Below are 13,551 nucleotides of genomic sequence, written 5' to 3' on the forward strand. Positions count from 1 at the left end.
GATGATCACGCGCACCACGACGAGCCTGATGATGCAGTCCGCACAGCGGAACCTGAAGTCGAACATGCAGGAGCTCGCGCGACTGCAGGAGCAGGCAACCAGCCAGAAGGCCATCACCCGCCCCTCCGACGACCCGACCGCGACCGCCGATTCGCTGCGCATCCGCGCGGAGCAGCGTGCCTCGGAGCAGTACGGCCGAAACATCGACGACGGGCTGGGTTGGCTGACGGTGATCGACTCGACGCTGGCCACCACGACCGGGCTGATGAACCGCGTGCGCGACCTCACTGTGCAGGGCGCAAACGATGGCTCGATGTCACCGACGGCGAAGCAGGCCATCGTCACCGAGCTCACCCAGCTCAGGGATGAACTGCTCACGCAAGCGAACACCCAGTACCTCGGGCGCACCGTCTTCGCGGGCAACTCCGACACGGGAGCGGCGTTCGATTCGACGCCCCCGTACGGCTATACGGTGGCCGGCGGCGGAACCGTCGACCGTCGAATCGGCGCCGGCTCGACGATCCGCGTCGACGCCGACGGTGTGGCAGCGTTCGCCAGCGGTCCTGCGAATCCGGCGGGCAACACCACCGTCTTCGCGCTGATCGACGACATCGTCGCGGACCTGAACGGCGGCGTGAACATTGGCACGCGCATCGGCGCCGTCGACCAGCACATGATCGCCATCCGTGAGCAACAGGCCATCGTCGGCACCCGCCACGCCCAGATTCTGCGAGCCGAGGAGGCGCACATGGAGAACACGGTTTCCCTTGAGGGCCAGCGCGCCGCCGTCGAAGACATCGACCTGGCCGAAGTGATCCTCGACCTGCAACTGCAGGAGGTCGCCTACCAGTCCGCCCTTGCGGTCACCGCCCGGGTGCTGCAGCCGACCCTGATGGACTTCCTCCGATGAGCCAGAGCTTGAGCTTCGTCACTCCCCCGCCCGGACTGGAGCGCTTCAGCGACTTCAGCCTCGACGAGATCGCCGGCGCCGACGGGCTGTACGCCCTACGCGCGACCGAGGACAGCGACATCCGCCTGTTCGTGATCGATGCCGCCGTGCACCTGCCGAACTACCAGCCCGTCATCTCCGACGAGCAGAGCGCGAGCCTGGGTCTCACCGACCCTGACGAGGCCGCCGTGCTTGTGGTGGCGAATCCGCAGGCCGAGCGCACCACCATGAACCTGATGGCGCCGATCGTGGTGAACCGCAGCAGCGGACGCAGTGCCCAGCTGATCCTCGAGAACCAGGACTGGCCGCTCCAAGCGGAACTCGCCGCCCGCGGCTGAGTAGACGCCCGCCAGGCCACACCTTCACCCGCGCGCGCGGCGCAAAGTTGCACGCAGGCATCCATCCTACGGGCGCGCGGCCGCAAGTTGCGCAAGCGCCTGAACGTTCATCCGCGCCAGCAACAACGGGCAGCGCGCCCGGATCGGCCGCAGCCCCCGCGCAACTTTGCGCCGCGCGCGCGGTCGAAGGCTAACGCGCAGGCCCGGCCGGCCGATAGTGCCTGACGTGACGGTCCAGGAACATGTGCGTACGAACGCGCCCACGCGAAAAAACGTGGACGTCTATGACTTCAGGCGTCCGACGACGCTCGCCCGCGAGCACTCGCGGGTGCTGGAGCTAGCCTTCGAGACGTTCGCCCGCCAGTGGGGAACGCAGCTGACCGCGAAGGTTCGAGTGGTCTCGCACGTCACCTCCGAGCAGGTGAGCATGGCCACCTACGACGAGTACGCCGCTTCACTTCCGCCGACCACCGCAATGGTGCTCTGCGAGTTCGAGGGGAACGCCGCGAAGGCGGTCATCCAGTTCCCGACATCCGCTGCCCTGTCCTGGGTGACCTATATGCTCGGCGGCAACGCCTCGCACAAGCTCGACGACCGCAAATTCACCCAGATCGAGCAGGCGCTCGTGCGCAAGCTGATGGAAGACGCGCTCGAAGACCTGCGCTACTCGCTCGGCCGCCTGCTGGTGACCTCGATCTCGATCGACACGATCCACTACAACTCCCAGTTCGCGCAGGCCGCCGCCACCACGGAACTGATGATCGTCGCGCGCTTCGAGATCCGGGTCGGTGAGAACAGCACGCACGCCACCCTGGCGATTCCGGCGGATGTGCTGCTGCCGCAACTCGGCGAAGCCAACCCGACCAGCACCACCGCGAACGCCAAGGAGCTGATGCGCGGCCAGCTCGCGCACACTCCGGTCGAGCTCGCGCTGCAGTTGGCACCGGTGAACGTCAAGCCGAATGTCGTGCTGCGCCTGGCCGTCGGCGACCTGATCGCCCTGCCGCATCCGACCCACCGGCCGATGAACATCGCCGTCGACGGACAACCGCTCGCCCAGGCGGCAGTGGGCTCGAACGGCTCGCGCCTGGCCTGCGTCGTCGTGGGCGAGAACACCAGCTCAGCACCGACCATGACCGAGGGGACCTCTCGATGACCACCACCACGCTGAACCAGACCGCCGCCGCCTCGGCCGAAGCGCTGATCGGGCTGCTGCCGAGCGCTGCCGCGATCACCGCGGCTCCGGCCACCGCCGCGCCGGCCGGTGCGGTCGAGAACTGCGTCGTCGCCTCCTTCGTCGGAGCGGTCTCCGCCGACTTCGGTGTCGTGCTCTATGACGGTGACGCGGTCAGCGCTGCCGCCGGCACCGACTCGCCGCTGGTCTCGGCCGCGGACGTGCTCCGGCCCGCCCTTGAAGCCGCCTCCGCGATGCTCGGCACCGGCGTGCTCGGCCCGGCCAGCATCGAGGATGCCGCCGCGCTGTTCGCCGACCCGGCCACCGCGGTCTTCGAACTCACCGCGGGCGGCACGCGCGCCGGCTGGTACGCCGTGCGGGTCCGTGAGAACGGCACGATCACCGGGCAGGGCGCAACCGCACCCGCCGACCGTGGCGCGATCGTCGGCAACCTGCACCGCATCAACAACGTCGAGATGGCGCTGACCGTCGAGATCGGTCGCACCCGGATGTCTGTGCGCGACGTGCTCGATCTGGAACCCGGCGCGGTGATCGAACTGGACCGCTCCGCCGGCGCCCCCGCCGACGTGCTGCTGAACGGCCGCCTGATCGCCCACGGCGAGGTCGTGGTCGTCGACCAGGACTACGCGGTGCGCATCACCAAGATCCTCGACGTCGCTGAGGGACTGGCCTGATCCGTGGAAACCCTCGAACTCACCCTGCGGGTCGTTCTTGCCCTCGCGGTGGTGTTCGGCCTGCTCTGGGTCGTGCAGCGAAAGGTCGCCGGGTCCAAGCGCACCCAGCCGGTCGCGCCGATCCAGGTGCTCGGGCGGCAGCGCGTCAGCCCGAAGGCATCGGTGGTGCTGATCGAGGCCGACGGCAAGCGATTCGTGCTGGGCGTCACCGACCAGGCGGTGACCGTCGTGCACGCGGAAACCACATCGGCCACGCCCGTCGAGCTGGGCTCTGACAGCCCGGCCGACGCGTTCGCCCGGTCGATGCGGACGGTGACGGATGTCCCGGCTCCTGCCCCCGCGGAGGACGACGTTCCCCTGCTTCGGCCCCGCCGCACCCGTGCCGCCTCGCCGATGGCGGGTTCGATCCTGTCCCCGGCGACCTGGCGGCAGACCCGCGACGCCTTCCGGTCACACCGGTGAGCAGGAACCGCTCAACCTGGACCACCGGGGTGGTCGTCACGCTCGCCGTAGCCGCCGCGGTGCTTGTCCCTCTGCTGCACGGCGCGCCGGCGTACGCCGTGCCCATCGACCCGGTGCCACCGACCGACCCCACCGCGCCGACCGCGCCCGATGACGGTGGCTTCTCGGTTGAGATCAACGGCCCGAACGGCGCACCGTCGGCCGCGATCGTCACCCTGGTCGGCATCACCCTGCTGTCGGTCGCGCCCGCGCTGCTGCTGATGATGACCTCGTTCACGAAGATCTTCGTCGTGCTGGCGATGACCCGGAACGCGCTCTCGCTGCCCTCGATCCCGCCGAACCAGGTGCTCGCGGGCCTGGCCCTGTTCCTGTCGCTGTTCATCATGGGCCCCGTGCTCACCGAGGTCTACGAGACCGGCGTGCAGCCCTACCTCGACGGAACCATGACCTTCGATGCGGCTGTGGAGACGGCATCCGGGCCCCTGCGTGAATTCATGCTTGCCCACACCCGCGAGGAAGACCTCGCCCTGATGACCCGCGCGGCCGACCTGCCGAACCCGGAGGACACCTCCGCCGTCGCGATGACCACACTGATCCCGGCGTTCATGATCTCCGAACTGCGCGCCGCCTTCATCATCGGCTTCGTCATCTTCGTGCCGTTCCTGGTGATCGACCTGGTCGTCGCCGCGGCGCTGATGTCGATGGGCATGATGATGCTCCCGCCGGTGATGATCTCGCTGCCGTTCAAGATTCTGCTGTTCGTGCTGGTCGACGGCTGGGGGTTGATCATCACCTCGCTGATCACCGGCTACCAGGTTGGGGGCTGACATGGATTCCAACGCTGTCCTCGACATCGGCCTGCAGGGCCTGCTGATCACCGCGAAGCTCGCCGCGCCCATCCTGATCACCGCGCTGGTCGTCGGCTTCGCGATCGGCCTGATCCAGTCGATGACCCAGATCCAGGAGGTCACCCTCTCCTTCGTGCCGAAGGCGGCCGCCGTGGCGATCGCGCTGGTGATCTCAGGGCACTGGATGATCTCCGAGCTGGTTTCGTTCACCAACAACCTGTTCGAGAAGATCCCGTCACTTCTCGGTGGCGGTTAGCGTGAACATCCCGCTGAACCTGCCGTGGATCGAGGCGGTCATGCTGGCCGGCGTGCGGATGACGGCCTTCATCGTGATCGCACCGCCGTTCTCGTACAACGCCATCCCCGCCAGGGTGAAGGCGATGCTCGGCATCGGTCTCGCCCTCGCCGTCTCACCAAAAGTCACTCCCGGATACGCGTCGCTCGGCACCGCGGAGTTCTTCGGCGCACTGGTGCTCGAACTGATGGTCGGCGCGATGCTGGGCTTTCTCGTGTTCATCGTCTTCTCCGCGGTGCAGGGCGCCGGTCACCTGATCGACCTGTTCGGCGGATTCCAACTGGCGCAGGGCTTCGACCCGCAGAGCATGGTCAACGGTGCCCAGTTCACCCGGTTGTTCCACATGACCGCGCTGGCCCTGTTGTTCGCCTCCGATGGCTACCAGCTGATCCTCCTCGGCCTCACCCGCACCTTCAACACGCTGCCGATCGGTGGCGGCATCGACCTCAGCTCCCCGGCGGAGGCCATGGTCACCGGGGTCAGCGAAATGTTCCTCTCCGCGGTGCAGATCGCCGGCCCGTTGCTGGTGGTGCTGTTCCTGGCCGATGTCGGGCTCGGCCTGCTCACGCGAGCCGCCCCGGCACTGAACGCATTCGCCATGGGCTTCCCGCTGAAGATCCTGATCACCCTCGTGTTCGTCGTGGTGGTCTTCGTCGCGCTCCCCCAGGTCGTCGCCGCGCTCACCGGTGACGCCGTCGGCTGGATCACGGGGGTGACTCGATGAGCGACACCGCCGAGGAACGCACCGAACAAGCGACCCAGAAGCGCATGAAGGATGTGCGCCAGAAGGGCAAGCTGACCCGGTCGCAGGATTTGACCGCCTGGGTCGGCGTGGGCGCCGCGGCTGTGATGGTGCCGACAACGATCGGGTTGGCCTCCCAGGCCGGAGCCACCCAGGCCGCCACCTTCACGAGCGTCATCGCGAACCCCGAACCGGCGCGCGCGGTCGCAGCCCTCGGCGACGGACTCGGCTCGATCACGGCATCCCTCACCCCCCTGTTCGCCGTGGTCGCGATCGCCGTGCTGATCGCTGCGGCAACGCAGGGCGGCATCCACTTCCGCCAGTTCAAGCCCCGCACCGAGCAGTTCAACCCGGTCACCGGCCTGAAGCGAATCTTCGGCCTGCAGGCCCTCTGGGAGGGCACCAAGGCGCTGCTCAAGGTCGTCGTGATCGCCCTGGTGCTGTGGGTCGTCATCCAGGGGATGATCCCGGTGCTCTCCTCCGCGGGCGGGCTGCCGGTGACGACGCTGCTGGATACCGCAGGCTCGGCCGCCGCCGCCCTGCTGCAGACAGCCGTCATCGCCGGCCTCGCCCTGGCCGCGATCGACCTCTTCGTCGTGATGCGGCGCAACCGCAAACAGACGCGGATGACGAAGAAGGAAGTCAAGGACGAGAACAAGAACTCCGACGGCGACCCGCTGATCAAGTCGCAGCGGCGCTCCCGCCAGCTCGCGCTGAGCCGGAACCGGATGATCGCCGCGGTCGGCTCCGCGGATGTCGTGCTGCTGAACCCGACCCACATCGCCGTCGCGCTCACCTACGAACCCGGCAAGTCCGCGCCGCGCGTGGTCGCCAAGGGTTCCGGTGAGGTCGCCGCACGCATCCGCGAGGAGGCCGAGAAGCACCGCGTGCCGATGGTGCGCGACGTGCCGCTCGCTCGCGCCGTGCACGCCGCCTGCGAGATCGGCCAGGAGATCCCCGTCGAGCTCTACAACGCCGTCGCCCGAGTGCTCGTGTTCGTGATGTCGCTGAAGACTCGCGGCGCAGGCCAGGGCGTCCACACCATGACCCAATCCGCCGCTTGATGTCAGGAGTCCAGTGACATGAACCGCAACCGCAACATCGCCAAACTCGCCGTCCCAGTCGGCGTGGTCGGCATCATCCTGCTGCTGGTCGTACCGGTGCCCTCACCGCTACTCGACGTGCTGATCATCCTTAACATCATGCTGGCGCTGGTCATCCTGCTCACCACGATGTTCGTGAAGAAGCCGCTGGACTTCTCGGTGTTCCCGTCACTGCTGCTGGTGGCGACCCTGTTCCGGCTCGGCCTGAACGTGGCATCCACCCGGCTCGTGCTCGGCGACGGCTACGCCGGCCAGGTGATCGAGGCGTTCGGGCACATCGCCGTCGGCGGCTCGATCATCATCGGCGCGGTGATCTTCCTGATCCTCGTCGTCATCCAGTTCGTGGTGGTCACGAAGGGCGCCGAGCGCGTCGCCGAGGTGGGCGCCCGCTTCACCCTCGACGCCATGCCCGGCAAGCAGATGGCCATCGATGCCGACCTGAACGCCGGCCTGATCACCGACGCGCAGGCCAAGGAACGCCGCGCCGAGGTCTCCGCCGAAGCCGACTTCTACGGCGCAATGGACGGCGCCTCGAAGTTCGTCAAGGGCGACGCCATCGCCGGCCTGGTGATCATCATCATCAACATCGTCGGCGGCATTGCGATCGGCATGATCCAGCGCGGCATGGAGATCGGCGAGGCCCTCGAGACCTACGCGCTGCTGACCATCGGCGACGGCCTGGTCACCCAGATCCCGGCGCTGCTGATGGCGGTGTCGACCGGCATGATCGTCACCCGCTCGAACGCGGAAGCCGACATGGGCTCCACCGCGTCGGCGCAGCTCAGCCAGTCCCGCAACGCGCTGATGATCGCCGGCGCCGCCGCGATCGTGATGGGCTTCATCCCCGGCATGCCGATCATCCCGTTCGTGCTGATCGGTGCGCTGCTGCTGCTCGCCGCGCAGCGGATCAAGGCGAGCGAACAGGCCAAGGAAGTCGAGGCCGCCGAGACCGCGGCGGTCGCTCCCCGCACCGAGACCACCGAGGACCTCATCGAACAGATGCGCGTGCACGCGCTGGAGATCCTGCTGGCGCCCGACCTGGTGGACGTGGTCTCCGGGTCATCCGATGACCTGCTCGCCCGGGTGCGGGCGCTGCGCCGCAAGATCGCCATGGACCTCGGCATCGTAGTGCCGCCGGTGCGCACCCGGGACAGCGTCGAACTGCCGCCGGCGACGTACGTGATCCGGATCGCCGGTGTCGAGGCCGCGCGCGGCACCGCCCCGTCGGGCAAGGTACTCGCCCTCGGCGACGCCCTCGACGCGCTGCCGGGCACCTCCACCCTGGAACCGGTGTTCGGGCTTGCCGGCAAGTGGGTGCCAGCCGAGATGCGGCACAGCGCCGAGATGACCGGGGCGACCGTCATCGACCGGGTGTCGGTGCTGGTCACCCACCTGTCGTCGGTGATCACCGGCAATGCCGCCCGGCTGCTCAGCCGCGAAGACGTCCGCCAACTCACCGAGAGCGTGAAACAGGTGAACCCCGCCGCCGTGGACGAGCTGATTCCCGGGCTGCTCACCCTCGCCGAGGTGCAGCGCGTGCTGCAGGGATTGCTGGTCGAGCAGGTGCCGATCAACGACCTGCCGCGCATCCTCGAGGCGCTCACCCTGCGCGCGAAAGCGTCCACCGAGCCCGAAGGACTCGTCGAGGCGGCCAGGCAGGCGCTCGGCCCGGCGCTGCTCAGCGCCCACCTCGACGGTCGAGTGCTGCGGGTGATCATGATCGACCCCCTGCTGGAGCAGGCCATGCTCGAGGCGCTGCGGCCGTCGGAGCTCGGCACCCAGATCCTGCTGGATCCGGCTCGCACCGAGCAGGTGATCAACTCGGCACGTGAGCAGGTCGCCAAGGTGGAAACCCGCGGCCAGAGCGCAGTGCTGGTCTGCGCACCCGCGCTGCGACCGGCGATCCGGCGGCTGGTGTCGGCATCGTCCGGCGGGCTGCCGGTGCTGTCGTACCAGGAAGTAACGTCGACTGGCGTCGACATCGAGACGGTGGGAGTGGTGCGTGGCGCCGAGACGCTTACAGCTTGAGGGTGCCTCGCTCGAGGAACTCACCGACCGGGTCTTCGCCGAACACGGATCGGCCGCGCGCATCGTCTCGGCCGAGAAGGTCACCACCGGCGGCATCCGCGGCTTCTTCGCCAAGCAGCACTTCGAGGTCATTGTTGAGCTGCCCGATCCCGGCCGCCGGTCAGCGCACCGGCAGCTCGACACGTCAGCGCGGCTGGGCATCGCCGCGCTGCTGGACGATGCGGATGCCGCCGAGGCGCAGTTGCACGGCGACGCCCCTCCGGCCGCAGTCTCCACAGGATCGCCCGACTTCGCCCGGCTGATGGACGATCTCACCTTCACGGTCGCGCCCGAGCCGGCGGCGCCTGCGTTCCCCGGATCGGCGGAAGCGGGGTTGCCCGGGCTGGGCGAACTGGCGGCGCGAGCAGCGGCAACGCCCGCGCTGGTTGCACCTTCCCGGCCGGCGCCGGCGCTGTCCCGTCGCGCCGGTGACCTGGTGCTCGTGGTCGGTGCCAGTCAGGACGCGTACACGGTGGCCAGGTCGATGGCTGCCGCGGCGGGCAGCCCGCAGGTTTTCGTCGGCGGCAGCCTGCTCGGCGCCGACCGGGTCGAGGACCGCCGCACCGCGAACGCCGCGCGCGCCCGCGGCGTGCAGGGCCAGCACAGCGTCTTCGTGGCGTTCGGGCTCGGCCGGGGCGGCCGCGAGGCCCATGAGCACGCGGCAGCCCTCACCGCCGTCGGCGCCGACCAGGTGTGGGTCGCGGTCGACCCCGGGCGAAAGCCCGAGGACACCGCAGCCTGGGTCGGCGTGGTGCGGGCCGCGGTGCCAGTCGACGGGATCGCGTTGGAGGGTGCGGAGGGCACCGCCTCCCCCAACACCGTCGACGGGCTCGGCCTGCCGATCGGCTGGCGCGACGGTCGCCCGGTTGGTTAGCGCTTCTTCTTCACCGAGTCGGTGATGTCGTTGCCGCTACGGTTCTCGACCTTGGACTTCTTGTCGGCGCGCTTCTCTTTGAGCGTCTTCGACGCCACGGTCTTGCCAGACGATTTCTTGGGCGACTTGTCAGCCATAGTCGGGCCCTTTCACTAGGGAGCCTGAATGGCGCCGGTGCCAGTCAACCGTACGCGACTTCCCGGCGCCGACAGACCAGTTAGAACTTCGTCGCGTTGTCGAGCAAGCGACGGATCCGGTCGGGCAGCGGCGGGTGCGTGGCGAACATGCGGTCGATCAGGCCAGGCTTGGTCGGATCGCTGATCCACATGTGCGCCATCGAGGTGTTCTGGCGGCGCATCGGCCGGCCGTATTCGCCGAGCTTGTGCAACGCGCTGGCGAGGGCCTCCGGATGCCGCGTGGTGAGCGCTCCGGTGGCATCCGCCAGGTACTCCCGCTCCCGCGATACCGCCGCCTGCACCATCGAGGCGACCAAAGGGGCGACCAGCATCGCCACGATGCCGACGACCAGCACGATCGGGTTGGAGTTGTTGTTGTTCCGGTTGCCGCCGGCGAAGAACGACATCCGCAGCAGCACATCGGCGAGGAAGCCGATCACGACGACCAGGCCGAACACGATCGTGGTCACCCGGATGTCGTAGTTCTTGACGTGCCCCATCTCGTGCGCCATGACGCCTTCGAGCTCGGAGTCCGTCATCAGCTCGAGCAGCCCGGTGGTCGCGGCAACGATCGCGTGCTCAGGGTCGCGCCCGGTCGCGAAGGCGTTCGGCGCCGGGTCGTTCACGATGTAGACCTTGGGCATCGGCATCCCGAGCGTGATCGAGAGGTTCTCCACGGTGCGGTACAGCCGCGGGTCATCCGCCTTGCTGATCTCGTGCGCGCCGGCCAGCGCCAGGGCCTGCCGGCTGGCGGCGAAGTACTGGATCACCACATAGATCAACGCGCCGACAATCGTGCCGATGAAGATCGTCCAGTCGCCGCCGCCCCAGATGTAGCTGGCGACGAATCCGAGCGCGGCGATGATCACGAGGAACAGCAGGATGATCAGGACGGTATTGCGCTTGTTCCGGGCTATCGCGCTATACAACTGTGCTCCACTCCGCGGCTGTCAGGCACCGCAGTGCTCAGAACTGCACGCGCGGCGGCTCGGCGATCGCCGCGGCGTCGTCAACCTCGAAGAACTCCCGCTCGCCGAAGCCGAGACCGCGCACGAACAGCGTGTTCGGGAACACCTTGATCTTCGTGTTCAGCTCGCGGACCCCGCCGTTGTAGAAGCGGCGGGAAGCCTGGATCTTGTCCTCGGTGTCGACCAGCTCGCCCTGCAGCTGCAGGTAGTTCTGGCTGGCCTGCAACTGCGGGTACGCCTCGGCGACGGCGAAGATCGACCGTAACGCCTGGTGCATGTGGTTCTCGGCGGCGGATGCCTCGGCAGGGCCGGACGCGGAGAGGGTCTCGGCGCGCGCGCGAGTCACGTTCTCGAAGACGGCCTTCTCGTGGGCGGCGTAGCCCTTGACCGATTCGATCAGGTTCGGGATGAGGTCGGCACGACGTTTCAGCTGGACGGTGATGTCGCTCCACGCCTCGTCAACACGGACGTTCAGCGTCACCAGGGAGTTGTACGTCGCCCACAGGTAGATCCCGACGATAACGACCAGCAGAACGATCACGCCGATGACGATGAGCAATTCCATAGACAGAATCATAAAGGAGCCGCTCTCAAATACCGCTGAATACCGGTGCTTCCCATCACACTCACGGCCAACTCGCGGTCGGCCGCGGCGGGCTTAAGCTCGGTTCCATGGCCACCGAATCGGATGCCGCCACCCCCGTCAAGCGCCGGGGTCGCCGCCGTGCGGACGAGGCATCCGATGCCCGCGCCCAGATTGTGACCGCGGCCGCCCAGGAGTTCGCCGCGCACGGGTACGACTCGGCATCCTTCCGCGCGATCGCGCGCCGCGCCGACGTCGACCCGGGCCTGGTGCGGCACTACTTCGCCGACAAGGCCGACCTGTTCGCCGAGGCGGTGACCGCCCCGGTGCGTCCGGACCGGATCGTTCGCGAGGTCCTCGCCGGGCCGCGCGAGGCGATCGGAGAGAACCTGGTGCGGCTGCTGCTGGCCAACATGGAGAGCCCGACCACGCAGAGCGGCGTGCTCGGCCTGTTGCGCACCGCGCTCGGACACGACTTCGCGGCCACCATGCTGCGCCAGTTCCTGGTGCGTGAGGTGTTCCATCGCATCGCGGACGCGATCGGCGTCGAGGACGGCGAGCTGCGGGCCACGCTCGCCGCGTCGCAGGTCGTCGGGCTCATGGTCGTGCGTTACGGGGTGCGCGCCGATCCGCTGGCGTCGGCGCCCGCGGACGAGGTGGTGCGGCGGGTCGGCCCGGTCATCCAGTGGCATCTGACCGGATTCCCGAAACCTCTTGACGACGGCTCCGCAGCGAGCGAATAATTCACCACATGGCGAATTATTCGGATGTCGCGATCCTCGCCGAAAACGTCAGCGTTCGACGGGGCAAGGTGCAGGCGCTTCAGAACGTGACCGTGCAGGTTCCGCGCGGTTCTCTCGTCGGCTTGCTGGGCCCGAGCGGCAGTGGCAAGACCACGCTGATGCGCAGCATCATGGGCGTGCAGCTCGGGGTCACCGGGCGGATCACGGTGCTCGGCTCGCCCGCTGGCAGCGCCGATCTGCGGCGCCGCATCGGCTACATGACCCAGGAGATCAGCGTTTACGACGACCTCACCGTGAAGCAGAATCTGGCGTACTTCCGGGCGGTGCTCGGGGCGCCACGCTCAGATGTCGACCGGGTGATTCTCGACACCGACCTCGGCGGGCAGACCGACCAGCTGGTCGGCTCGCTCTCCGGCGGCCAGCGCAGTCGGGTGTCGCTCGCGGCCGCCCTGCTCGGCAAGCCAGAACTGCTGGTGCTCGATGAACCGACCGTCGGCCTTGACCCGGTGCTGCGGGTCGAGCTGTGGACGATGTTCCGCGGTCTCGCCGAGCGCGGCACGACGTTGCTGGTCTCCAGCCACGTGATGGATGAGGCCACCCGCTGCGACCGGCTGCTGCTGATGCGCGATGGTGATGTGCTCGCCGACGAGACTCCGCAGGGTCTGCTCGAATCGACGGGGACGGATGATCCGGAGGCCGCGTTCCTCGCGGTCATCGCCCGCCATCCGAAGCCCGCGCGGGAGGAGGCATCCTGATGCGCCGCACCTTCGCAACCACCGGCCGGGTGCTCACCCAGATCCGGCACGACCCTCGCACGATCGTGCTGCTGCTGCTCGTGCCGAGCCTGCTAATCGGCCTGATGGCCTGGCTGTTCGAGAACACGCCGGTGTTCTCGGTGATCGGGCCGGCGATGCTCGGGCTGTTCCCGTTCATCGTGATGTTCCTGATCACGAGCATCACCACGCTGCGGGAGCGGCGCGGCGGCACCCTCGAACGGCTGCTCGCGATGCCGCTCGGCAAGTTCGAGTTCATCGCGGGCTACACGCTCGCGTTCGGGCTGCTGGCGATCATTCAGGCCCTCATCGCGGTCGGCTTCGCAGTCTGGGTGTGCGGACTCACGGTCGAAGGCGAGGCCTGGCTGCTCGTCGCGGTCGCCGTCTCCGACGCGCTGCTCGGCACCACACTCGGGTTGCTGGCCAGCGCGTTCGCGACCACCGAGTTCCAGGTGGTTCAGTTCATGCCGGTGTTCGTGATCCCGCAGATCCTGCTCGGCGGCATCCTCGTGGCCCGCGACCAGATGCCTGACGTGCTCGAGGCGATCTCGGACTGGCTCCCGCTGTCGCATGCGATCGAGGCGCTGAACACGGTCTCCACCGACGCCTCGGGAACCGAGATGGTGCTCTGGCACCTCGCCGCGGTGCTGGCGTTCGCGCTGGCCGCGATCGTGCTCGGCTCGATCACGCTGCGCCGGCGGACTCCGTGACGATTCGCTGATCGAGCTTGCCGAGATCTCGACAAGCTCGATCAGCGGTTT

Annotated in this window: 17 protein-coding genes; 14 read left to right on the forward strand and 3 right to left on the reverse strand. The window is 68.2% G+C overall.

The features are described from left to right. The first annotated feature begins 1 nt into the window (after window position 1). The 11 genes from flgL (at window position 2) to GO591_RS10865 (ending at window position 9,547) form a co-directional block, all read left to right on the forward strand. On the forward strand, window positions 2–910 hold the full coding sequence (gene flgL, locus GO591_RS10815; protein ID WP_157156833.1) for a flagellar hook-associated protein FlgL: 909 nt from the start codon (window positions 2–4) through the stop codon (window positions 908–910). After that, window positions 907–1,287, forward strand: a complete 381-nt coding sequence (locus GO591_RS10820) for a flagellar assembly protein FliW (RefSeq protein WP_157156834.1) — start codon at window positions 907–909, stop codon at window positions 1,285–1,287. The genes flgL and GO591_RS10820 overlap by 4 nt, the downstream gene beginning before the upstream one ends. 226 nt (window positions 1,288–1,513) lie before the next feature. Then, window positions 1,514–2,443 (forward strand): flagellar motor switch protein FliM, encoded by a 930-nt coding sequence (locus GO591_RS10825; protein ID WP_232466142.1) that lies wholly within the window; start codon window positions 1,514–1,516, stop codon window positions 2,441–2,443. After that, entirely contained in the window at window positions 2,440–3,156 is a 717-nt protein-coding gene (gene fliN, locus GO591_RS10830; protein WP_157156835.1) for a flagellar motor switch protein FliN, read from the forward strand. The genes GO591_RS10825 and fliN overlap by 4 nt, the downstream gene beginning before the upstream one ends. A gap of 3 nt (window positions 3,157–3,159) precedes the next feature. Beyond that, on the forward strand, window positions 3,160–3,618 hold the full coding sequence (locus GO591_RS10835) for a FliO/MopB family protein (protein WP_157156836.1): 459 nt from the start codon (window positions 3,160–3,162) through the stop codon (window positions 3,616–3,618). Further along, the gene (fliP, locus tag GO591_RS10840) at window positions 3,615–4,445 is read left to right on the forward strand and encodes a flagellar type III secretion system pore protein FliP (protein WP_232466143.1); all 831 of its coding nucleotides are present in this window, start codon (window positions 3,615–3,617) and stop codon (window positions 4,443–4,445) included. Before GO591_RS10835 ends, fliP begins: the two co-directional genes overlap by 4 nt. Before the next feature lies 1 nt (window position 4,446). Beyond that, window positions 4,447–4,722: a flagellar biosynthesis protein FliQ gene (gene fliQ / locus GO591_RS10845; protein ID WP_157156837.1), complete on the forward strand. Its 276-nt coding sequence runs from the start codon at window positions 4,447–4,449 to the stop codon at window positions 4,720–4,722. A 1-nt stretch (window position 4,723) separates the two neighbouring features. Further along, on the forward strand, window positions 4,724–5,485 hold the full coding sequence (locus tag GO591_RS10850; RefSeq protein ID WP_157156838.1) for a flagellar biosynthetic protein FliR: 762 nt from the start codon (window positions 4,724–4,726) through the stop codon (window positions 5,483–5,485). Further along, the gene (locus GO591_RS10855) at window positions 5,482–6,567 is read left to right on the forward strand and encodes an EscU/YscU/HrcU family type III secretion system export apparatus switch protein (protein ID WP_157156839.1); all 1,086 of its coding nucleotides are present in this window, start codon (window positions 5,482–5,484) and stop codon (window positions 6,565–6,567) included. Before GO591_RS10850 ends, GO591_RS10855 begins: the two co-directional genes overlap by 4 nt. A gap of 18 nt (window positions 6,568–6,585) precedes the next feature. Next, on the forward strand, window positions 6,586–8,634 hold the full coding sequence (locus tag GO591_RS10860) for a flagellar biosynthesis protein FlhA (protein WP_157156840.1): 2,049 nt from the start codon (window positions 6,586–6,588) through the stop codon (window positions 8,632–8,634). Beyond that, window positions 8,609–9,547, forward strand: a complete 939-nt coding sequence (locus GO591_RS10865) for a hypothetical protein (RefSeq protein WP_157156841.1) — start codon at window positions 8,609–8,611, stop codon at window positions 9,545–9,547. The genes GO591_RS10860 and GO591_RS10865 overlap by 26 nt, the downstream gene beginning before the upstream one ends. Here GO591_RS10865 and GO591_RS15800 read toward each other — a convergent pair. The 3 genes from GO591_RS15800 to GO591_RS10875 all read right to left on the reverse strand — a co-directional run bounded on the left by GO591_RS15800 (window position 9,544) and on the right by GO591_RS10875 (window position 11,256). After that, a complete protein-coding gene (locus GO591_RS15800; RefSeq protein WP_167138779.1) occupies window positions 9,544–9,684 on the reverse strand; it encodes a hypothetical protein in 141 nt (46 codons plus the stop codon). The genes GO591_RS10865 and GO591_RS15800 overlap by 4 nt on opposite strands. An 80-nt stretch (window positions 9,685–9,764) precedes the next feature. After that, the gene (locus tag GO591_RS10870) at window positions 9,765–10,652 is read right to left on the reverse strand and encodes a M48 family metallopeptidase (protein ID WP_157156842.1); all 888 of its coding nucleotides are present in this window, start codon (window positions 10,650–10,652) and stop codon (window positions 9,765–9,767) included. Between the two features lie 37 nt (window positions 10,653–10,689). Then, window positions 10,690–11,256 carry a LemA family protein gene (locus GO591_RS10875; protein WP_157156843.1) on the reverse strand — a complete coding sequence of 189 codons (567 nt, stop codon included), beginning with the start codon at window positions 11,254–11,256 and terminating at the stop codon, window positions 10,690–10,692. Window positions 11,257–11,363: 107 nt separating this feature from the next. Between GO591_RS10875 and GO591_RS10880 the strand changes: the two genes are divergently transcribed. Genes GO591_RS10880 through GO591_RS10890 form a run of 3 tightly spaced genes read left to right on the forward strand, consistent with a single transcriptional unit; the run spans window position 11,364 to window position 13,500 of the window. Continuing rightward, on the forward strand, window positions 11,364–12,017 hold the full coding sequence (locus tag GO591_RS10880; protein ID WP_232466144.1) for a TetR/AcrR family transcriptional regulator: 654 nt from the start codon (window positions 11,364–11,366) through the stop codon (window positions 12,015–12,017). A gap of 8 nt (window positions 12,018–12,025) precedes the next feature. Next, on the forward strand, window positions 12,026–12,772 hold the full coding sequence (locus GO591_RS10885) for an ABC transporter ATP-binding protein (protein ID WP_157156844.1): 747 nt from the start codon (window positions 12,026–12,028) through the stop codon (window positions 12,770–12,772). Continuing rightward, the gene (locus tag GO591_RS10890; protein WP_370455278.1) at window positions 12,772–13,500 is read left to right on the forward strand and encodes an ABC transporter permease; all 729 of its coding nucleotides are present in this window, start codon (window positions 12,772–12,774) and stop codon (window positions 13,498–13,500) included. Before GO591_RS10885 ends, GO591_RS10890 begins: the two co-directional genes overlap by 1 nt. Window positions 13,501–13,551: the final 51 nt, after the last annotated feature.

Origin of the sequence: Diaminobutyricimonas sp. LJ205, from assembly GCF_009755725.1 — a bacterium.
GTDB lineage: Bacteria > Actinomycetota > Actinomycetes > Actinomycetales > Microbacteriaceae > Ruicaihuangia.

Coding starts and splice junctions, on each gene's coding strand:
- flgL (WP_157156833.1), top strand. CDS start 2: ATGATCACGCGCACCACGACGAGCCTGATGATGCAGTCCGCACAGCGG.
- GO591_RS10820 (WP_157156834.1), top strand. CDS start 907: ATGAGCCAGAGCTTGAGCTTCGTCACTCCCCCGCCCGGACTGGAGCGC.
- fliN (WP_157156835.1), top strand. CDS start 2,440: ATGACCACCACCACGCTGAACCAGACCGCCGCCGCCTCGGCCGAAGCG.
- fliQ (WP_157156837.1), top strand. CDS start 4,447: ATGGATTCCAACGCTGTCCTCGACATCGGCCTGCAGGGCCTGCTGATC.
- GO591_RS10855 (WP_157156839.1), top strand. CDS start 5,482: ATGAGCGACACCGCCGAGGAACGCACCGAACAAGCGACCCAGAAGCGC.
- GO591_RS10860 (WP_157156840.1), top strand. CDS start 6,586: ATGAACCGCAACCGCAACATCGCCAAACTCGCCGTCCCAGTCGGCGTG.
- GO591_RS15800 (WP_167138779.1), bottom strand. CDS start 9,684: ATGGCTGACAAGTCGCCCAAGAAATCGTCTGGCAAGACCGTGGCGTCG.
- GO591_RS10875 (WP_157156843.1), bottom strand. CDS start 11,256: ATGGAATTGCTCATCGTCATCGGCGTGATCGTTCTGCTGGTCGTTATC.
- GO591_RS10880 (WP_232466144.1), top strand. CDS start 11,364: ATGGCCACCGAATCGGATGCCGCCACCCCCGTCAAGCGCCGGGGTCGC.
- GO591_RS10885 (WP_157156844.1), top strand. CDS start 12,026: ATGGCGAATTATTCGGATGTCGCGATCCTCGCCGAAAACGTCAGCGTT.
- GO591_RS10890 (WP_370455278.1), top strand. CDS start 12,772: ATGCGCCGCACCTTCGCAACCACCGGCCGGGTGCTCACCCAGATCCGG.